The organism is Gimesia sp. (assembly GCF_048260065.1).
In the GTDB taxonomy this organism is placed as follows: Bacteria; Planctomycetota; Planctomycetia; order Planctomycetales; family Planctomycetaceae; genus Gimesia.
Genome location: NZ_JBLXHC010000015.1, coordinates 168,242 through 188,737, shown reverse-complemented (window position 1 = coordinate 188,737; position 20,496 = coordinate 168,242). Strand labels below are relative to the sequence as shown.

At 51.7% G+C, this 20,496-nt stretch carries 18 protein-coding genes; 13 read left to right on the top strand and 5 right to left on the bottom strand.

The annotated features are described in order from the left end of the window. Positions 1–315: 315 nt before the first annotated feature. The 9 genes from ACN0YN_RS24365 (at position 316) to ACN0YN_RS24325 (ending at position 9,880) form a co-directional block, all read left to right on the top strand. Positions 316–912 carry a glutaredoxin family protein gene (locus tag ACN0YN_RS24365; protein ID WP_417387636.1) on the top strand — a complete coding sequence of 199 codons (597 nt, stop codon included), beginning with the start codon at positions 316–318 and terminating at the stop codon, positions 910–912. 177 nt (positions 913–1,089) lie between these two features. Then, positions 1,090–1,563 (top strand): response regulator, encoded by a 474-nt coding sequence (locus tag ACN0YN_RS24360; protein ID WP_002648646.1) that lies wholly within the window; start codon positions 1,090–1,092, stop codon positions 1,561–1,563. Between the two features lie 152 nt (positions 1,564–1,715). Continuing rightward, entirely contained in the window at positions 1,716–2,966 is a 1,251-nt protein-coding gene (locus ACN0YN_RS24355; RefSeq protein WP_417387635.1) for a class I SAM-dependent rRNA methyltransferase, read from the top strand. 59 nt (positions 2,967–3,025) lie between these two features. After that, on the top strand, positions 3,026–4,120 hold the full coding sequence (locus ACN0YN_RS24350) for a class I SAM-dependent methyltransferase (RefSeq protein ID WP_417387634.1): 1,095 nt from the start codon (positions 3,026–3,028) through the stop codon (positions 4,118–4,120). A gap of 287 nt (positions 4,121–4,407) precedes the next feature. Continuing rightward, positions 4,408–5,136, top strand: coding sequence for a YiiX/YebB-like N1pC/P60 family cysteine hydrolase (locus ACN0YN_RS24345; RefSeq protein WP_417387633.1), 729 nt, complete (start codon positions 4,408–4,410; stop codon positions 5,134–5,136). Between the two features lie 124 nt (positions 5,137–5,260). Then, positions 5,261–6,415 carry an efflux RND transporter periplasmic adaptor subunit gene (locus tag ACN0YN_RS24340; protein ID WP_417387632.1) on the top strand — a complete coding sequence of 385 codons (1,155 nt, stop codon included), beginning with the start codon at positions 5,261–5,263 and terminating at the stop codon, positions 6,413–6,415. 191 nt (positions 6,416–6,606) lie between these two features. Then, on the top strand, positions 6,607–8,097 hold the full coding sequence (locus ACN0YN_RS24335; protein ID WP_417387631.1) for a serine/threonine protein kinase: 1,491 nt from the start codon (positions 6,607–6,609) through the stop codon (positions 8,095–8,097). Positions 8,098–8,191: 94 nt separating this feature from the next. Next, a complete protein-coding gene (locus ACN0YN_RS24330; protein ID WP_417387630.1) occupies positions 8,192–9,169 on the top strand; it encodes an acetyl-CoA carboxylase carboxyltransferase subunit alpha in 978 nt (325 codons plus the stop codon). A 315-nt stretch (positions 9,170–9,484) separates the two neighbouring features. After that, positions 9,485–9,880 (top strand): hypothetical protein, encoded by a 396-nt coding sequence (locus ACN0YN_RS24325; protein WP_417387629.1) that lies wholly within the window; start codon positions 9,485–9,487, stop codon positions 9,878–9,880. A gap of 257 nt (positions 9,881–10,137) precedes the next feature. On the opposite strand, the gene ACN0YN_RS24320 is transcribed toward ACN0YN_RS24325, so the two are convergent. The 4 genes from ACN0YN_RS24320 to ACN0YN_RS24305 all read right to left on the bottom strand — a co-directional run bounded on the left by ACN0YN_RS24320 (position 10,138) and on the right by ACN0YN_RS24305 (position 15,240). After that, on the bottom strand, positions 10,138–11,367 hold the full coding sequence (locus tag ACN0YN_RS24320; protein ID WP_417387628.1) for a CvpA family protein: 1,230 nt from the start codon (positions 11,365–11,367) through the stop codon (positions 10,138–10,140). A gap of 240 nt (positions 11,368–11,607) precedes the next feature. Continuing rightward, positions 11,608–12,057 (bottom strand): D-aminoacyl-tRNA deacylase, encoded by a 450-nt coding sequence (gene dtd, locus ACN0YN_RS24315; protein WP_417387627.1) that lies wholly within the window; start codon positions 12,055–12,057, stop codon positions 11,608–11,610. 26 nt (positions 12,058–12,083) lie between these two features. Further along, positions 12,084–13,193, bottom strand: a complete 1,110-nt coding sequence (gene thiO / locus ACN0YN_RS24310; protein ID WP_417387626.1) for a glycine oxidase ThiO — start codon at positions 13,191–13,193, stop codon at positions 12,084–12,086. 154 nt (positions 13,194–13,347) lie between these two features. Continuing rightward, entirely contained in the window at positions 13,348–15,240 is a 1,893-nt protein-coding gene (locus tag ACN0YN_RS24305; RefSeq protein ID WP_417387625.1) for a c-type cytochrome domain-containing protein, read from the bottom strand. Positions 15,241–15,686: 446 nt separating this feature from the next. On the opposite strand from ACN0YN_RS24305, the gene larE reads away from it, so the two are divergent. The 4 genes from larE (at position 15,687) to ACN0YN_RS24285 (ending at position 19,097) form a co-directional block, all read left to right on the top strand. Continuing rightward, positions 15,687–16,550, top strand: coding sequence for an ATP-dependent sacrificial sulfur transferase LarE (gene larE / locus ACN0YN_RS24300; RefSeq protein ID WP_417387624.1), 864 nt, complete (start codon positions 15,687–15,689; stop codon positions 16,548–16,550). An 84-nt stretch (positions 16,551–16,634) separates the two neighbouring features. Continuing rightward, positions 16,635–17,732: a low-specificity L-threonine aldolase gene (gene ltaE, locus ACN0YN_RS24295; protein ID WP_417387623.1), complete on the top strand. Its 1,098-nt coding sequence runs from the start codon at positions 16,635–16,637 to the stop codon at positions 17,730–17,732. Positions 17,733–18,254: 522 nt separating this feature from the next. Continuing rightward, positions 18,255–18,551, top strand: a complete 297-nt coding sequence (locus tag ACN0YN_RS24290) for a flagellar biosynthesis anti-sigma factor FlgM (RefSeq protein WP_417387622.1) — start codon at positions 18,255–18,257, stop codon at positions 18,549–18,551. Between the two features lie 48 nt (positions 18,552–18,599). Next, on the top strand, positions 18,600–19,097 hold the full coding sequence (locus ACN0YN_RS24285) for a Fur family transcriptional regulator (protein WP_417387621.1): 498 nt from the start codon (positions 18,600–18,602) through the stop codon (positions 19,095–19,097). A 47-nt stretch (positions 19,098–19,144) separates the two neighbouring features. On the opposite strand, the gene ACN0YN_RS24280 is transcribed toward ACN0YN_RS24285, so the two are convergent. Further along, the gene (locus tag ACN0YN_RS24280) at positions 19,145–20,194 is read right to left on the bottom strand and encodes a prepilin peptidase (RefSeq protein WP_417387620.1); all 1,050 of its coding nucleotides are present in this window, start codon (positions 20,192–20,194) and stop codon (positions 19,145–19,147) included. Positions 20,195–20,496 lie beyond the last annotated feature (302 nt).

The following is a 20,496-nucleotide window of genomic DNA, read 5'->3' as shown; positions in this document are numbered from 1 at the left end:
TCCTGCGACCGCTCACAGGCTCCCTGCCTGGCCTGTATTTTTTGAACACTATTTCAGATTCCGGAGTGGAAGACTCTCGCCTGTCTGGATATTTTGATAAAACCGGTAAGAGATTCAAAAAGCCCGGCAATTGACTATAATATTCACGGTCAATATTCGATTAATAAAGTATCGACCAGGGACCGGGAACTTACTTGGATAACAAGTGACAGATGCGAGCAGGATCTTGATATGAGCACAATGACACAGAAAGAAGAGCTACCCCACGGATTACCATTCTTAGGTAACTCGATGTTATTCCTAGGCTTAGGAATAATGGCTCTTTCACTGACCGGTACCGAATGGCTGCCATTTAATATGCCCCGTTCCTGGTACCAGAGCCCATCGATCTGGAATCTGCTGGCATTCTGCATGACCTGTGGCGGCATTGCTGTCCTGAAACAGGTTTCCAGCACAGAAATGAAAAACAGCGAACGAAATCGCCAGATTCCCCAAAAAGAGGACTGGATGCCCGAAGAACCGGGCCAGCGTTTCGAAACACTGATTGTTTATACGAAAGAAAGCTGCCCACTCTGCGAAGAAGCTGCGGAAATTCTGGAAGACTACGCCGCCTATCTGCCCGAAATCGAATTTGTCGACATCTACAGCGATCCCGGGCTGGTCGAACAGTTCGGAACCTGTGTCCCCGTCGTGGCCATCGATGGGAAAATCCGCTTTCGTGGCCGGATCAACGAAGTACTGCTGCGGCGTCTGATTGTGGCTTCCCCCGTAACGATCGCCCCTGCCGCCTCATCAGGGTGTGGCTGCAATAAGCAGAGTTGTGGCTGTAAACGCCAGAAATCGAGTCAAGATTCCCACTCTGAATCGACCAGCGCGTCAACGGGCTGTGGTGGTCAGTGCAAATGTGCCTGACCGCATTTTGAACCGATTCCAGAGGAAAACGGTGCATAGCCAGTAAAAAACGGTTTATCGGTTATTGTGATTCCGCCTTAAATGAGATAAATTACTTCCAGCAGGCACGATTCCCGAAACGAATTCAACTACAACGTGTCCGAATTTTAATTTCACGAAAGCTTTAGGCATAAGACCATGTCGTCTGAAATCTCTTTGAAGAATTCAAAAATACTCATCGCAGATGACAATCATCAGAACTGCGAACTGCTGGACGCGTATCTGCTGGACGAAGGTTATGAAACGTTTATGGCCTACGATGGGAAAGAGACACTGGAAAAGGTGGCTGAAATCGATCCCGACCTGATCCTGCTGGATATCATGATGCCGAAACTGAGCGGATACGAAGTGTGTGCCCAGTTGAAGCAGAGTGATGAAACAAAAGATATTCCGATCCTCGTGATCACCGCGCTGAACGAAATGGGCGATATCGAGAAGTCGGTTCAGGCCGGCTGCGATGACTTTCTGACCAAGCCCGTCAATCGAATCGAATTAACGACCCGCGTCCGCTCTCTGTTACGTGTCCGACACCTGACACACGAGCGCGATCGTCTGCTGGCTTATCTCGCTGAAGTAGAAGGCACGACCCGTTCTACTTCCAGCGAATCATAAATACAGTAGCAAACCACTTTCCCTCAGGAAAGAATTCCGGTCTGCACTAATTTCATAATCCTGCTCAGTCCCGGCACCGTCTGCCTCTGAGTCTCGCTGTACTTGTTTGCCGGACACTGACGCTCCTGCGACCCTTTGATTAGAAAACTCTTATGAGTGACTCACAACCCTCGGTCTCCGACGATCACGTCGCCACCGATACCAGACCAGTTCCTCGCGTGACATTGAAACCACGACGCGCGCTCCCCTTCTTTGGACGACATCCCTGGGTGTTTGCCGGTGCCATCTCACGGATTGAAGGCAATCCCAATGTCGGTGAGGAAGTGATTCTGCTTTCCGACAAAAATGAATTTATCGCCCGTGGTCTGTACAACCCCAACAGTAATATTCGCGTCCGCCTGTACTCCTGGAATGAATCGGAAGTCCTGGACGATGCGTTCTGGACCAGTCGACTTGAGCAGGCCGTGTCATTACGGGAACAGGTCGGGCTGCTCGAAAACTATGAGACTTCCGGCTGCCGTCTGGTCTTCAGTGAATCCGATCAGCTTTCGGGGCTGACTATCGATCGTTACGGTGCCTGGTTCCTGGTCCAGTTTTCCAGTCTGGCGCTGTCGCAGAAACAGGACCTGATCATTCAATTCCTCAAAGAACGTTTTCCGGCAAAGGGTATCTGGCTCAGAACCGAAAAAGGGATGCGGGAGGCCGAAGGACTGGAAATTTCCGATCAGCTTCTGGATGGCGAAGAGCCGCCGGCCCACTTCTTCCTGGAAGAAAACGGAATTCGTTACGGGATGAGCATGGTCACCGGTCAGAAGACCGGATTTTACCTGGACCAGCGGGAAAACCGTCTCGCCGCGGCCCGCTATCTGAAAAATCATCGGACACTGGAACTGCATTGTTACACCGGCGCGTTCGGTCTGAATGCCGTCATCCACGGACAGACACAATCGGTCCTGTCTTACGACTCATCACAGTCGGCCATCGATCAGGCGACTGCGAATGCAGAGTTGAACGGCGTGGGCAATCGCATCCGCTTTCAGACCGGTAAAGCGTATGCGGTTCTGGAACAGTTTAAAGCGGAAGGGGAGCAGTTCGATTCCATCATTCTCGATCCCCCTAAAATGGCCCGGCACCGTAGCGGCGTCAAACAGGCGCTGAAAGGTTATTTCAGCCTCAACCGTCTGGCATTCGATGTCCTGAAGCCGGGAGGCATTCTGATTACCTGCAGCTGCTCCGGTTTGATCAGCGTGGTCGAATTTCAGCAGATGCTCGCATCGGTTTCACAACACACCGGACGGCACATGCAGATTCTGGAACAGCGCAGTCAGCCGGCTGACCATCCGATCTCTCCAAGTTGTCCCGAAAATCAATACTTGAAATGTTTTATCTGCCGCGTGCTGTAATTGCGGCGTCCACTGATCAGGTACTACATCACAGATACTGTTCTGAAAATTGAAACATCATGTCGCGTAAGTCGAAAAAAAAACAACGCCTGAAAAAACAGGCACCTCCGCCGGAACAGATGCTGCTGGATTTCCTGCCTGCAGACTGGCACTCTACACAGACGCTCTGCTTCCAGTCCAATCTGTATCCCCTGACGACCGCATTAATGAAGCGTGTCACAGAAACGGATCAGGTCGACTGTTTCAGCTTCGATAAAACGATCGCGCAGCGAATTGGTCACAAATGCAGTCTCCTGCAGGAAGAGCAGGGGGGGGCACCGGCCTTTAACACGATCTGCGACAGTGAACTGCCTGCAAACGAATACGAAGCAGTACTGCTGCCGCTCTCAGAACAGTTCTCCGATGAACTGGCACGTGAACTGACACTCTCCGCCGCCTACGCGCTGCAGACAGGCGGTACGCTGACGATTGCTTCTTCGCGCACCAAAGACTACGAGTACCATAAATTTCTGCAGACGCTGTTCAACAAAGTCACACGCATCTCCTCTGATGTCGGCATCGCCTACCAGGGGAAGCGACAGCAGCCACTGCCGGAGAAAAAATGTCTGCAGGATGAGTCCGCCATGCGGGAAGGTGAAAAACTGCTTTATGCCTACACGCTGCCGGGTGTCTTCAGTCACCGGCGTCCCAACCAGAGCGCCCGCGCCCTGATTAATCTGATGGAACTCTCCGACGAATCATCGATCCTCAACCTGGAGTGTGGTTCCGGTATCGTCTCGTTTGTGGCGGCCAACCGCTGTCCCGGTGCTCAGATTCATGCCATCGACAGTAATGCCCGGGCAGTCAAATGCACAGAGCAGGGGATCGAGAAGAATCAACTCACGAACGTCTCCGTGAAGCTGGCGGCGATTGACGAAGGGATCATGCCTGAAAGCTATGATTACCTGTTGACCAATAAATCTTATTTCAACAGCGAAGAGCAGGGCGAAGCCTTTCTGCAAATGTGCCTGCGTGCATTGAAGCCCGGAGGGCTGCTGCAGTTCTCCACCAAGCAGTATCAGTGGTATGCCCATCGCCTGCTTGATCTGTTCACTGATGTGGCCATTGACGGCGCCGTCCATCACTTCATGCTCTCGGCCCGAAAACCGGAATAAGACGTCGCACCGCAGCCTGTACAGACCATCGTTCCTTCACTGGAGAGACACACTTCACACCAAAAATTTGTTGATTTTACAGAGTCTCACCGACTGCAAAATCGCCGGTAGACGTATCAGCGGCTTCTGATTTTATGGTTCAGAATCCATTTTTTCTGATCTTTTCCCAAGAAATCCTCGTTGACAGCGAAGAACTGATGTGAAAATATCGTTTATGGCTTCGGAAGGACTTGAAAACAGCCTGCTGGAGCTGTGAATCAGATTGCTCTTTTCAGAAGGAGGCTGTTATGTCATTATTCCTGTCAATTGCGGTCCTCGCAGCGACACCACAGGACACCCAAAGGAATGAACAGCCAGTCGAGGCTGCAATACCACAGATGACAACTAACTTTTCTACGTTCGACCAGCTGGCCGATTCCCTCTCATCCCGCGTACAAACGGGAACCCTGCTGTTCAGTAAAGGCGATTGCCTTGCCGTTCGCATTTATACCCAAAGCGCTTACACTCATGTTGCCATGATTGTGATGCGAAATGGCGAACCGCTGGTCTACGACAGTATGAACGGGGTCGGTGCCCGCTGTCTCACGTTGAAAAACTATCTGAATACACAACGTCCGGCTACCATCCATGTGTTTCAACCTAATACTGCATTCAATCCGACGATGACAGAGCAGTATGAACGCTACCTGGATCAGAAGCTGGGAACTCCTTATTCAATCCGGCATCACCTGACCGGCGCACGCGCCCGGGGAATTCATTGTGCGGAATATGCGATTGATGCACTTTCCGCCTGTCATCTGATGAAAGCACAGGCACCTGCCAAAGTTTCTCCGGCTTCCCTGGTGACTGGCATCGTGCAGGCAAATCGCTATTCACCTTCAATCACCTTTGAACTGGAACGTCCTCCACTGGTGGCGGAAAAACCGCGGAACTGGTGTCATCAACTTTGGGTGGATACCAAAAACTGCACCTCCGCCTGCTGCGTGAAACTGCGTGGCTGGGTTCTTTGCCAGTAAACGACAGTCATCTGTCGCAAAGCTGGTTCTTCACATCTTCTGTGAAATCCGGGAAAGATCGGCAAACACTGCTTGAAACTGCGCAACCGGTCAGCGAGAATCTGAGAAGGAATTCTTCTTAAGTGTGACCCGTTTCGTATTTGAAAGCGCCAGTATGACCAATACCTTTCAGAACCAGCAAACGAATTTTCAGCAGTTGATTTTGAATCGATCTGTATTTGGATTACTGCTGCTCACATTCGGAATCCCGGCAACGGCATTCTCTCAGGAGAAGTCAGGCGAACCGCAAACCGTTTCCATTCAGCGTGAAGCAATCACTCTCAGGCATCCGCGGGATTACTACGTTCCTCTTAATCTGAAGCCACTGCGTTCGCTGACCATTGCTGCCCCCATTGATGGCATCGTACACACTGTCGAAGTCAAATCCGGAGACAAGCTGACGGCCAAATCAGTCGTGGTTCGGCTCGATTCTTCGATCCCGCAGGCAGAGCTGGATCGTGCGGAAGCCGCGCTGGAAGTGGCCCGGGAAGAACAGAAAAATGCCACGGGAAAAGCCGCTGCAGTCGCAAAAGCAAATGTTGCGCTGGCAGAAGCAGATCTGAAGCTGGCCAACATTCGTATGGAGCAGACCATCGTTCGTGCACCGTTCGAAGGTGAAGTCTTTCGAATCTTTTCGGCACCGGGTGAATTCGTCAGAGCAGGGGAGCCACTGCTCGAACTGGGGGACACCTCAAAACTGCAGGTGGAGGTCCCCCTGTCGCGCGAACAGGCTCAAAAGGGGTCCAGCATCAATCTGAATGTGGAAGAACAGGCGACCCAGGCGACCGTGGATCAGGTTCTGCCTTTAGCACCGCAGTTCGAAAAACTCCGCGACCTGGCAAAGTCGATCACTTCGGCCGTGGTCATTCTGGATAACAAAAATGCACAATTCAAACCGGGTCAGTCCGTCAGCGTGGAGTTAATTCCACGTTATCCGATTGCAGAAGTTCCCACGGTTTCAGTCGCTAACACACCCGAAGGAACGCGAAAAATTCAAATCGTGCGTGAAAATGTGATCAGAGACCTTACGCCACAGATCCTGGGACAGATCGGCCCGGAACGCCTGTTTGTTTCGGCCCCCTTCAACAAAGATGATGAAATCATCGTCAGCACGTCACAGCCTCTGACGGACGGAACACAGGTACAACCTCGGCTCACTGTGGGAAAAACTCAGACCACACCAGCGGCCACGCCAGGTAGCCAGCCTGCAAAACCACCTGAAAAAAAGGTCAGCTTTTAGAATCCATTGTTTCGCTGGGTAACTGAGCTCGTTACACTATAATGTGCGAAGCAAAGTCACGTCCGATTCCATCGATTCCTGGACCGATTTCAGACTTCTGACAGAAATCGGGTTAGGGCAGATCATTGTCATAGGCTACAATGATATTCGACGGATCTTCGTCGAATCACTTAACAGCAAGAGGTTGCACAGTGGCTGAAACAGAAACCACAGAAACAGATAATATAGTCGATGAATACGAGTTGGTGAATCTCATCGTAGATGGGACTACGACTCAAATCTGGGAAGTGAAAGAACAGGGGGGCGCCAACACTTTCGTCATGAAAAAGCTGCTCCCCGAGCCCATGAAGCAGCCGGAAATCGTTGCGACCATGAAACTGGAAGCAAAGGTGGCAGCGGCACTCGATCACCCCAATATCATCCAGCTGCATAAGTTTGTTAAGAACAAAAAAAACATCTATCTGCTGATGGAGTACTTCAAAGCTCCCAACTTGCGCTCACAGATTTCATCGGATCGTCAGAGCGTTCAGGCCCGACTCCGCAAGTTGATTGAATCAACGGCAATGGCACTGGGGCACATGCATGAAAAGGGCTGGGTTCATAAAGATATCAAACCGGAAAACATTCTGATCAGCAAAAGTTCGGAAGTCAAAATCATCGACTTTGGACTGGCCGTTCCGGTTGCCAAAGGGCTGGGAAAGCTGTTCGGAAAACCCAAAACAGTACAGGGGACCCGCTCCTATATCGCTCCGGAAACAATTAAAAAGGAGCCTCTGGGGCCCGGGGCAGATATCTACAGTCTGGGAATCACGATCTTCGAAATCCTGACGGGCAGAACCCCGTTCCATGGAGAGAATCCCAAGGAAGTTCTGTTAAAACATATCTCAGAAAAGCCCGCGTACCCGTCCAGTTTCAATTCAAACGTCACACCGGAAATGGATGAGTTTATTCTGAAGATGCTGGCCAAGAAACCGGAGAACCGGTTTGCCTCCATGGAAGAGGTAGTCTCGACCATTCGAAACCTGAAAATGTTCAAATTGGAAATATCTGAGATCATCGCGCAGGAAAAGGCGGATGCAGAACAGGCTGAAAAAGAGTCCATGAAGGAGAAACGTCTCGACAGTCGCGCCGATGCGCGGCTCTCTGAAATGGTTAAAGAGAATCCGGAACTCGCAAAACAGTTGATGGCCGAGCGGAAAGCCAACGCGAAACCCAAGCCCAAACCGGAACCGCCACCAGAGAAAAAACCACAGCCGCAGCAGCCACCACAACCACAGTATCCGCCACAGTACCAGCAGCCGATGTATCCGCCGCAATTCCAGCAGCCGATGTACCCGCCGCAGTACCAGGGGCAACCCATGCCGCCCGGAGGTTATCCGCCGCCACAGGGATATCCACAGCAGCCGTATCCACCACAGCAGTACCCGCAACAACCTTATCCGCCTCAACCACAGTATCCGGGTCAGCAGCCGCCTCCGCAACAGCAGCAACCATCGGCTCCACAGCAGCCTGCCCAGCAACCGCCGGCTGCCAATGCGCCTCCACAGCAGTCACAGGCACCGCAACAACCGGCAAAACCACCTCAAAATCAGCCGGAACCTCCCAAAAATGAAGAGAAAGAGCAAAAAACCAGAAATGATGACGATCTTCCCTTCATGGATGAATTGCCGGATGTGATCTGAAAACATAAAATCTTCCAGGAATTGCCTGTATCTGGTAAACTTGCCGGCATCATTATCTCTATACATTTTTATTTAATACGTGGTCTCAAAAACTATGTCTGCGATCAATCAGCTTCCATTCGAACGTCCCATCTACGAACTGGAAGAACAGCTCAAAAAAATCGAGCAGGAACCAAACCCCACTCCGAATACAAAAGATGCCATTCGCAATATGCGACTGGAAATCACGCGTATGAAACGCGAGATCTTTGAGAATCTGGATGCCTGGGATACGGTTAAAGTCGCCCGCCATGCGGAACGACCTCAGACACTCGATTACCTCGAACTGGTATTTGATGAATTCGTCGAACTGCATGGCGATAAAGCCATCGGCGACGATCGTGCCATCCTGACCGGCCTGGCAAAACTGGACGGGCAGAAGGTCATGTTTGTCGGACAGCAGAAAGGTCGCACGTTAAAAGAGCGCACCGAATGCTATTACGGCTGTGCTCATCCGGAAGGTTATCGCAAAGCACTTTCCAAAATGAAGATGGCGGAAAAATTCGGCATCCCCATCATCTGTCTGATCGACACTCCCGGCGCCTACCCGGGCATCAAAGCGGAAGAACAAGGCATCTCCTACAACATCGCCATCAACCTCAGAGAAATGTCGCTCCTTAAGACACCCATTGTCTGCGTCGTGATTGGCGAAGGGGGATCCGGGGGAGCCATCGGGATCGGCGTGGGAGATCACATCTCCGTACTGCAGTATGCGTACTATTCGGTGATCACTCCCGAAGGCTGTGCCGGCATCTTATGGAAGGATGTCAAATACGCCAACGAAGCTGCCAACGCATTGAAGTTCACCAGCCAGAATCTGCTCGACCTGGGGATCATCGACGAAGTCATCCCGGAACCACTGGGGGGAGCCCATCGCGACCATCGCCAGATGGCAACCGCACTGAAAGCGTCTCTCTCTGCCAATCTGAAACAGCTGATGAACATCCCCCTGGATCAACTCGTCGATCAACGCTACGAAAAGTTCCGCAAGATCGGCAAGTTCCACGAAACACTGGAAGTGGAAACCGCGTAAAACGACTCCGGCCTCCACAACGCCACTAAAGACATTCAGACATACGCCCGTTGTTATTCCCGCAAGGAACTTTCAACGGGCGTATTTTTTTTGATAAGCATACCTGCTCTGTAAAACCACCCGAACAAAGTTCTTCCATTCTCTCAACGTCAGAGGCTGGTTCGGATGCTATGCTTCGAGTAGATGTTTCCCGATCGCGAAAGTGATTGAGGATGGCGTCTCTGTTTTCATTCAACGCTGTTGAAAATACGTTTTTGCGCGCTGAAAGAAGCGAGCCTCTCAGAGGCCCGTCAGTGAGCTGAAAAGGAAAACGCGATGCAAGTGTCACAAATCCGAATCGAGGCCCTCAGCGACGCATTTCTGCGCGAGGAGTTCCGGGAACCCGCTCTCCCTGAAGTCGATGTCACCGGCAACGAATTCACGATCGCAATCGCCGACCAGTCGCGTCAGATACCTGGGGAAACGGAGACGCGAAAATCGCAGTTCAGACCCGGCCAGAGAACTCTAATCGGGGCATGGAAATGGACCGGTTTCAAGACGCGATTTCGACGTCCGTTTCAGCATAATCAGGGCGAGAAACAGCAGCATAAATCCATGCCAGGATCGGCTCGTCTCGAGCGAGTTGAAGTGTGGCTGCTGACGGAGATCAGGTCTGCTATAAAGCGGACCTTTGCAAGAGAGCAGCGGCCCCGATTCACTTACCGTTATTAAGCACGCGATTCAAAGCATGAGAGTTGAGACAACACAGGGAAACCCCCAGAATGTACCCCACCACGAACGTCCGATAATGTCCGTTATGTTAAGTTCGGCGTGAATTTTAGCCTGTTTTTACAGGGTTTGCAATTCCCCTGATTCTGCTCTCTCACTTAACACACACTCTGTATCAGACTTTGAATTGACACTCAAAGCCTCTCAGCTTTCAGCGTTAGAATGATACTGAAAGCTGACTCGAATCCCACTTCCATTAATCATCTGCGCTGTGCTTCACGCATCCGATCCTGCAACGCAGATCCCAGTGAATTCAAAGGCACCTTTTGCAGTTCCAGCTGACGCAGAATTCGTGTATCCAACGGTGTCGTCACATCCGTTTTTGGATCGGGGTCTCCCCCGTTCAATAACAGGTCTGCCCGCCAGTCCTTGAGAGCTGCCAGGACCACCTGATCTGGCAGTCCTGTCAGAGTGAATTCAAACTCTTCGATCAACGAGTTCTGTGCTTCCGGGTAATCGGAATAGACGGCGGCAATATCACGCAGGAGCCGGGTTCGCTCCTGAGCGATCCCCTGCATCTCAGCAGTCGGCTGTCCCCCGTTCGTTCCAAACAGAGAACTGTCAGCTGGAAGCGATGCCTGGGGCTGGCCGTTCTGCCATTCGTTGGTCACATTTCTCAACACACCGGGAATCCGCGACTGCAGCTCTCTCGCGAACTGTTCCCGATCCTCGGGAGCGGTCGCGTTATAGGCTTCAATGACTTTGTCCTCAAGTTCGCTTTTCAGATAGCTGGGAATACTTTTCAGGATCTGCTTGAGTAATGAATCCTGCTTCGTGGTTCTGATGTCTGGACTACCGCTCCCTGGTTTTTCAAAGAAGGGATTCGGGAGATCATTCGAACCGGGTGGAAATGGATTGTGATCTCCGGAATGATCGTGGTCGTGATCGTCGCCAAACAGTTCATCGTCATGATGATCGTGCATTTCGATTCCGGGATAATCCAGTTTCGCCAGACACGAATCCAGGATATTATGCAACTCTTCCGGCATCACGGGTGCCATTTCATTCAGGATTACTGCTGCCGCATATCCGCTCCGCGACTCCAGTACGGTAGCCCGCGCCGTTTCGGAAATGGTAATCAGAAAGAACGTCAGGAATAATGAGAACAGAATTCCTTTCAGCAGCCCCAACACAGCGCCCAGATGGCGATCGAACTCATTGAATTTCAACGAATCGATGGCGGTCTTCAAACTGCGCGCCAACGTAAATGAGATGAATGAGAAGACAATGTAGATCACGAGCATCGCGATCCAGCGATTGAGTGGCGGTTTCACATTGATCAACGGAGCCAGTTGCAGCGACAGTGATTCGGCAAACGCAAAGCAGAGCACCAGCGCTGCAATTGCGGCCAACTGCCAGACGACGCCTTTCGAGGCACCTTTCCAGACAGCATAAATCAATATTCCAACTATCAGCAAATCAAACCACATCGCGACATCCTGTCTATTTCGGGTCATCCATGAGAAGTTTTCGGGGTTGGCCCTCTCCCCTGCTCACACTCCCCCGATTTTTCATGAATTCAAGGGAAGGGGATTATAGGCCAAAATTGAGCGTAACGGAAAGACCAGAATTTTGACCGGAAATTTCGGACATCAAGCGAATTGAGGCCAAATTTTCAAAATAGAAAAGCAGGGCGTCTCTGCCAGAAAGTTGCCATCACGGATTTGAAGCTAAAACTGCTTCTTACTGTCTAACAGCAGCGTAATCGGGCCATCGTTGACCAGTTCCACATCCATGTGCTCCTGAAAGCGTCCCGTTTCGACCGGGATCCCTTGACCGCGAACTTCCGCCACGAAACTCTGATACAATTCATTCGCCTGTTCGGGCCGCGCTGCATTCACAAAACTGGGACGACGCCCCTTGCGACAGTCTCCCAGCAGAGTGAACTGACTCACGACCAGCATTTTCCCATTCACATCGGACAGTGACAGATTCATTTTTCCGTCCGCATCTTCAAACACACGCAGACCAGCGACCTTAGGAGCGAGATAAATGACATCATCCTGCGTATCCCCCTGTTCTACACCCAGCAATACCAGAAACCCCTGCTCGATTTCTCCCGTAATTTCACCGTCCACCGTCACACTCGCGCGGGATACTCTTTGCACAACAGCTCTCAAGGGGATCTCTCCTGGTGGAAGATAACTTAATCGAATTGAATGCCGCGACGGCAGGAAAACGGTTCCAGTGAGATCGACAATTCTTCTTCACAGATCAATTGCCGAATCAACTTTGCCGTGATCGGCGAAAGCTGTAAGCCGTCCCGGTAATGCCCGGCGGCCATGATCAGGTTCTGGTAACCATCAACGCGTCCCAGGTACGGCAGGCTGTCAATCGACTTGGGTCGTAAGCCTGCCCAGGCGCGTTCGAATGTTGCCTCCTTCAAGCCCGGCACGACAGACTGTGCAAATGCAATTAAACCTGCGACTCCCTCCGCCGTATTCTGTTTATTAAAGCCGACATGTTTTTCAGTGGAGCCGATTAGTATTTTTCCATCACTGCGTGGCACAAGATAGCGGCGCCCTGATTCAATCACCTGGCGGAATGGAAGACGCGTCATCGAAAGTAAAACGATCTGTCCCTGCACGGGGACCAGCTCACACTGAATTCCCAGTCGACTGAGCACTTCAGGAGACCAGGCGCCTCCTGCAATTACGGTTTGCCCTGCCTGATACACTCCGGAAGGTGTCTGGACTCCCGTGATGCGCTCCCCTGCCTTTTGAAATCCGATAACAGGACTCCCTGTATGCAGTAAGACTCCTCGCTGAGCACATGCTGACAGCAGCGCTTTCATATGTCGCGGATTTCGAACCTGGCCCATTTCAGGCAGATAGAATCCCGCCTCGATCTGCTCATTTAAAAATGGAGCCCGTTCGCGCAAAGCAACCGAATCCAGTTCTTCAACAACGGTCCCGGTGTTGCGCCAGTCCTCAACATAACTCTGCCAGTCAGTCACATCTTCAGACAGAGCGACATGCAGACCACCACAATTCAGATAGCCGTTGTCAATGCCCGATTCCTCTTGCAGTCGACGCGACCAGTCAGGCCACAAAGGCTGGCTGGCGGCCCGCAGTTGTCCTCCGGGAGTGGTGGCACATTCGAGTTTCGCGGGAGGCAGCATGCCGGCACCGGCCCACGAAGCTTCCTGGCCGAACTGCTGACGATCAAAGACGGCAACCTGCAGGCCCTGCTTTGCCAGTTCATAAGCGATCGAAAGCCCGATCACTCCGCCGCCAATAATATTTACATCCATCATGGGTTTAACGAGCCCTGGTCACACTCTTCAATACGAGACACTCAAGGCCGTTGATTATAGCGGACTGGCCGCAGAATCACAGGGCTGCTACTCATTTCCAAAATCAGGAAACGAGCCCCCCTGCTTTTCTGCCTGATTCCGATTCACAGGAATCCTAATTCAACTTACCGGGTCGGAGAGTCCTGGCATAAGCGGTTGCCAGTGCCCGCAGATTGGTGCCATAAACTTTCTGCAATGCGGCAGGAGCTGCGGTTCCCGCTTTGAACTCCTTCAACAGCAGCGCCATTTTTTGTGGCCCCCCATTGTTGATCAGAAATTCGACTAGAGTGAACCCGACCGCCGTCGTTTCGGAAGGTGAAAAGGTTCCTTCCATCACCAGTTGTTCGGGCCGTGTCACTTTGGGAGCCGCATTGAGTGCTTCCTGTCGTAATGACTCGAAGTACTTTTGGCCGGATGAACCATTTGCCGCCAGCAGCATTCCGAGACCGCGAGACAACCACATCGGCACTTCCCCTTCTCCACGCTGGATTGCTGCATTCGTCACTCCTGCAACAACGTTGGTCTGCAAACCCGGTGAGTCTACGGTCGCTTCATCGCCGACATCCTGCAGAACCAGATAGGCATCCAGATAGGTTGGTGTCACTTTGGAATGCCAGGTGGTAGCGGCGTCTACCTGACGGTCTTCAATGGTCTGATTGAACTCGGAGTAACCAAATCGATCTTTGACTACAAAAACTGCCAGCTTACCGCGCCAGAGCGGTTTCTGTTTTTCATTGAACAGTTTTCGTAAACTGTCTGCCTGAGTTTCTGCCCAGCCACTGATCTGCTTCAGACGATCCGTGCTGACATTACCGTAGAAAATAAAATCATCGGTCTCGAGCAGTTCCGGTTTCTCATTGTTGAGTGCGCGTTTCCAGGTCGGTTCCAGTGTTTCCCGACGCAGATCTGCAAATTTTTCCGGTGAAAGATTCGCGAGTTCTGCCATCCGTTTCTCATCTTCGGTCGGCACCATTTCCCGCAAGTTGCCTTTGGCATTCTTCCCATCGAACTTGGCCCCTTCCTCGATCCAGGTTTTGAGATCGTTGGCATTTTTTCGTTTCAGTAATGCCTGTCCCTGAGGCATTTTGATTGGATCCTGCAGACCGACCAGATGCCACAGACGACTTTCATCCGGCTTCCCGGGTACAATCACTTCACCGGTATCACCGCCGCGCAGAATATCTTCAAAGGTCACGACTGAGAATCCGCTGGATGGATTATTGCCGCTGTGACACCGCATACAGAAGTCGAGCATCCAGGGAGCGATGTCTTCCATGAACGAGACTTTTTCGTTTCCTGTCGCCATCTCGACTTTCACAGGGTTCTTTTTCGCTTTCGCTGAAGCACCGATGGGATCGGTCTCTTTCTCACCGTCAAAACGGGCCCCCTCCTGAATCCATTTGGCGATCAATTCAATCTGATCCCGTTCCAGAGCCGATGCATTTTTCGGCATCCGCTGATTGTCCGGCGCGATCAACTTGAGAGCCATCAGACTGGCTTTCGGATTCCCCGGCACTAACAGCAGGCCACTGCGCCCCCCTTTTCGCATATCGGCAAATGTGTCTAATTTCAAATTGGCACTCGCACGCTGAGATCCGTGACAGTTCACGCATTTCTCATTCAGTATCGGCGCGACCTGAGATTCAAAACTGATTCCTTTATTCGCCCCCGGGGTCCCCCCTCCCCCGCCCATGGCTTTTTCGAGTACGGAGCGGCGGGCACTAATCAATTTTTTTGTACTGACCATGACGGGATCGGTTTCCGGAATCATCGCGTCCTGAGCCAGCTTGTCGAGTTTGGCTTCCTCTTCATCGGTCAGTGTTTTGGCTTCATCATATTTTTTCTGACGAATCAGCGTTGCCACTTTAGTCAAGTTCCGTTTAATCGAAGCCAACTCTTTGCGTTGCTCTGCAGTCAGCTTCGCCGCCTGAGAGGTGGCCGTGAGTATTCCGGAGAACAGAATCAGAGCCAGGAGGAATCGAGTAATCTGAACGGACCGATATGACATAACTTTCCTCTTAGTTTTGAAACAGGGTGGATTGCGTAATTCAACGCGGCTCCCCTGCTCCGCCACATACGGGAGAACGCAGGAGAAACATTTCTGACTGAATGAGACATTCTTCAATCAGACAGCTCTATCTTAATTGTCAGCATCAACCCGATTTAATCAGATTGAGGCTGCACTCCGTTTTCACTGGTTTCAGTATAATGGTCGCGGGTATGAGAAAAAAGCTCTGAATGCCATGAATCACAGATCCCGAGGCAGTCGATACCCATCCCTTATTAACTGAACCTCCCTTCTCTACCCCGAATTCGTTCCTTTTTGGCTGTCTTGATGGGGAATCACATATTTTTCGCCTGAAGTTCCAAGACAATGACTCCCCGGGTTGTCTATAATACAGTCAAATCGCATGAATTTCTGATAACCTCTTTCATATACTTCACTTTTTGACCATGCCTCTGACCGCAGAATTATCCCGGAAATCCACACGCCTGCATGAGATTCTGGCGAGTATGGACCGGATTATCGTCGCTTTTTCTGCCGGGGTAGACAGTACCGTCGTCGCAAAAGCGGCGTACCTGGCACGCGGCCATCACGCACAGGCGGCGACTGCTGTCAGTCCCAGTCTGGCCTCCGGCGAAAAAGAGGAAGCAATCCAGCTGGCTGAACTGATCGGTCTTCCGCATCGCCTGGTTTCCACCTCGGAATTCGCAACCGCGGAGTACCGGGCCAACGCTCCGAACCGCTGCTTTTTCTGTAAAACAGAACTGTATCAGATCCTCAGCCAATCCATCGCGGGTACAGAGTGGGAATCCGCCACCCTGGTCAACGGTGCCAATCTGGATGACCGCGGCGACCATCGTCCCGGAATGCAGGCGGCGAGCAATTACCATGTTCGCAGTCCGTTGATCGAAGCGGAATTCACAAAAGAAGACGTTCGCGCCCTGGCGCATCACTGGGAACTCCCGATCTGGGATAAACCGGCTCACCCCTGCCTGTCCAGTCGCATCGCCTATGGAGTGGAAGTTACGGAAGAACGGGTCCAGAGAATCGATCAAGGCGAACAGTTTCTCCGTAATCAGTTCGAAATCCGGGAACTCCGCGTTCGCCTGGAACCCAATGAACTGGCCCGCATTGAAGTTCCCCTGAACGAGATCCCCAAACTGACCACTCCCTCGGCGCTCACACAGATTTCAGATCATTTCCTGCAGCTCGGGTTTCGGAATGTCACACTCGACCTCCAGGGCTTTCGCTCAGGCAGCCTCAACAGTTTTCTTTCCATCAATGACCTGCAGATAGCCGCTCCCAAAACCTGAACTCAGGAGAGATCATTTTCCGTTCGCTTCTGAAATACAGCACTCAATACAGCACAACAGCAACGAATGACAAGGAAACCAGCCGTGGATTCAGACAGTTCGTCTTTCATCGATCTTCGCAGTGATACCAAAACCAGACCAACCCCCGAGATGCTGCAGGCCATGATTTCTGCAGAGCTGGGCGATGACATGAATGGAGAAGATCCGACCGTCAATCGGCTCGAAGCCATGATCTGCGACATGCTGGGCAAGGAAGCCGCCGTCTTTGCCTGCTCGGGAACGCAGTCGAACCAGATGGGGCTGCGGGCGCACTGCCTTCCCGGTGATGAACTGCTGATTCATGAACTCGGTCATATCGCCATCTTCGAAGGGGGCGCTCCCGCGATTCTAAGCGGCGTCAGCTGTCGCACATTGACCGGTGAGAGAGGCATGCTGACTGTAGAAGGGCTTCGCGGTAAGATTCGTGCCAATGATCAGCACCTGGCCCGCACTCGACTTTTATGCGTGGAAAACACGACCAATGCAGGAGGCGGGCACTACTACCCTCTCGATCAGCTCACGGACATCTGCAACTGGGCACACGAGAACGGCCTGAAAACTCACATGGATGGCGCACGGATCTTTAACGCCACTGTTGCCGGCGGCTATTCAATCAAAGAGATCTGTGCCCCTCTGGATACGATTTCCATCTGCTTCTCGAAAGGTCTGGGCTGCCCGATGGGGTCGATTCTGGTCGGTTCTCAGGAAGCAATCACCCATGCCCGCCGTTCCCGCAAGATCTTCGGCGGTGCATTACGACAGGCGGGCATTGTCGCAGCAGCCTGTATTTATGCTCTAGAAAACAATATCGAACGTCTACAGGAAGATCACGACAACGCCCGTTTCCTCGCCGAACAACTGGCGGAGATTGAAGGAGTTTCCATCAATCCTGCGAATACGGAGACCAACCTGGTCTTCTTTGACGTCCATCCGGAGCTGGGAAATGCGATGCAGCTGGCAGCGGCCCTCAAAAAAGAAGGGGTCGGAATCGGAGCGATGGGGAATTCCACCCTGCGGGCCTGCACGCATCTGGATATCAGCCGTGCCCAGATCGAACGGGTTGCCCCTGCAGTCCGCGCCGCGTTACAGACGGGACTGGAGCAGTACCAGGGGATTGCCACCGGCCCTTATGCCCGGGGATAGGCGATCAGCTGAAACTCTTTCTACCAAAAGACTTAACCAGAAAAAGTGTTATCTGAGACACAGACCGTTTTTTCCTGCGCCGCATAATCGGCATAATTGATACCAGCGGTTGAGTCCTGTCAGGTTCAAATGATTTCCGGGTCAGAAGTTAAACTTTTGCTATCTGGTCAGTCGATGGAATTAAGGTTCAGACTCCCCTCAACGATTGAGGCCGTAAAGACATAGGAACATGTCTTACATATAAGCCTAATACTCGTTTTAACTCCATTGAGCTGGAGGATGTGCAGGAAGCCATTCTACATTCAATATTGATGACTATCTGAAAACAGGTGTTCTTTTGCTTCATTAAGTGGCAAAAACACTGGAAATTCAGTGAATTCAATGAAAGAATTGGCCATGACTGCAGACTACCAGTTGAATCGATCCCCCGTCTTACGATATCATGAACCTCATACAGTAACTAACAGTCGGGAGAATTCTATCCCGACAGGTTCAGGACCACGTGACAGGGGGAATGCCGCCATGGATGTTAACGGCACCAGTTCTATTTCCGGATCTCTGCCTATCAGTAAGCAGATCGGTCCGAGCAATACCAACTTCAAACAGACACCTGCTTCGAAGCCGATCTCTTCTCCTCAGGATGAACTTGAGATTTCTTCTGCAGGTCGAATGCTGGACGAAATGACGAACAACTCTGATATGCGTGCAGAACGGTTAGCACAAATCAAGGCGGCGATTGACGATGGAACTTATGATACGGATGAAAAGCTGGATGCAGCTTTGAGCCGTCTGCTGGATCAGATTTCTGATTCGGAATAAACCACGTTAATGTCGTAGTAGAGAAATTAGATGAGAAAGAGATAGACCGTGCTCAATTTTGAAAGCCTGGAAATCGCTGTTTCTCCTACTGAGAAATTCAGGGAGTACCTGGCCACCAAGGGAATGAGACTGACACAGGAGCGAGAGTTAATCGTTGCTGAAGTTTTCTCGTCCCATGAACACTTCGATGCAGACCAGCTGGTTGAGCGCATGAAACTGCAGAAAACCGGACGTCGCGTGAGCCGCTCTACCGTCTATCGGACATTGAGCTCTCTCGAAGACGCGGGTCTGCTGCGTAAAGTCGCACGAACCAACGACAGGGACGTCTACGAGCACGATTACGGCTATCCTCAACACGACCATTTTATCTGCAAAAGCTGCGGCGAACTTTTTGAATTCCATAATGAAGAGATCGCCGAGATCCTGGAAAAGCTCGCAGATCAGATTAACTTCCGTATGAACGAGCACCGCCTCGAAGTCTACGGAATCTGCGATGAATGTTCGCGTCCTCCTCAACGCCGCCATAAGAAGCTGGATCTGATCTGATCCCGGGGCTGCTTTTTTGCAAGCCCCCTGCCCTGCTTCACTTTGATTTAACGGCGTTTGACGGGAATGGCTCTGTAGATTCTCAGTAGTACCAGTAACAGGATCAACGCGCCTAATGCGATCCCGCCGATCATCACCAGCCCCAGGCCATCGCCGTACAATTTCCGAATGGAAAATTCCGGTGCTGTCTCGGGAAGACTGGACGGCCATTCCGCCAGCCAGAACCATTTCCAGCCCATGAGCACAATCAACGTCGCGGCGCACAGATAAGGGCCGTAAGGCAGATAGGTTTTTCCCGTCATCACCCGCGTGAGAAAGCCGATCAAAATTCCACACAATGGAGCCAGCAGCAGAATTGGCAGAATGGCCTGCCAGCCCAGAAAGCTGCCCACCATTGCCATCAGCGTGACATCCCCCAGACCCAGCGCTTCCTGCCCCAGCAATACCGATGACACCAGTCGCAGTCCCCAGGTCAGTCCGCCTCCGACAATCAATCCCGCCAGACTCCAGCTCAGTCCATGCCAGTGTGAATGGTCTTTGATCCATTCCGGAATGTAAGGTCCCGTGAGACCGGGAACCGCCTGATTCCAGTCCACCCACAAATGGATGATCTGCAGATGACCGGCGATGGTCGCCCCCAGCACACCAATCAACATACCAGGCAGGGTGATCTGATCCGGAATCAGATATTCGCGGAAATCGATCGAAGTCGCAGCCACCAGCAGAGTGAGTAAGACGTATAAATACAGCAGTCGCCACTGAAGCATTTCACCGGATGGACGGACCGAAGGAACTTCGAGACAGCGTAACTGCACCGCCATAAAATAGAACAGCACAAACAGCACACCGGTGGCGATTTCCAGCAGCACCTCGGAACGTGGCAAACGCGCGGAACATTCACGGCACCGGTTCTGAATTGGCAGCCAGCGGAGAACGGGGACCAGCTTCCAGAACCGGACACGCGCACCACAGGCCTCGCAGCGCGTCAGAGGTCGGACAACGGGCTTGAGGGTCATCAGACGCACCCAGGCATTCACCAGCAGACCAACAACTGCCCCTGCTAAAAACAAGATTCCAGGTAATAAAGTACTATTCAATTGTCCTATTCTCACTCTCGTCAGATCTTAACCATTCCTGAACAAAACCCGTTGTTTCTCGGGTGATTTTGCAGCAGGGCTTTGGTAGACTGACGCGTTAACTGATTTGATCGTAAGATCATGCTGGATGAGGATATGGTGAAGTCTGTCTCATTCAATCGCAATTGCGGTTCGATGAAAAAATCAATTTAGATGAAACTGCTTGCTCGCACAATCATCTGAAACGATTCATCCACTTGGCAGATCGTTCGATCAATTCAGGGACCCAAAGCGCTCGCTCACTGCTTTGAACAATTTTTCGC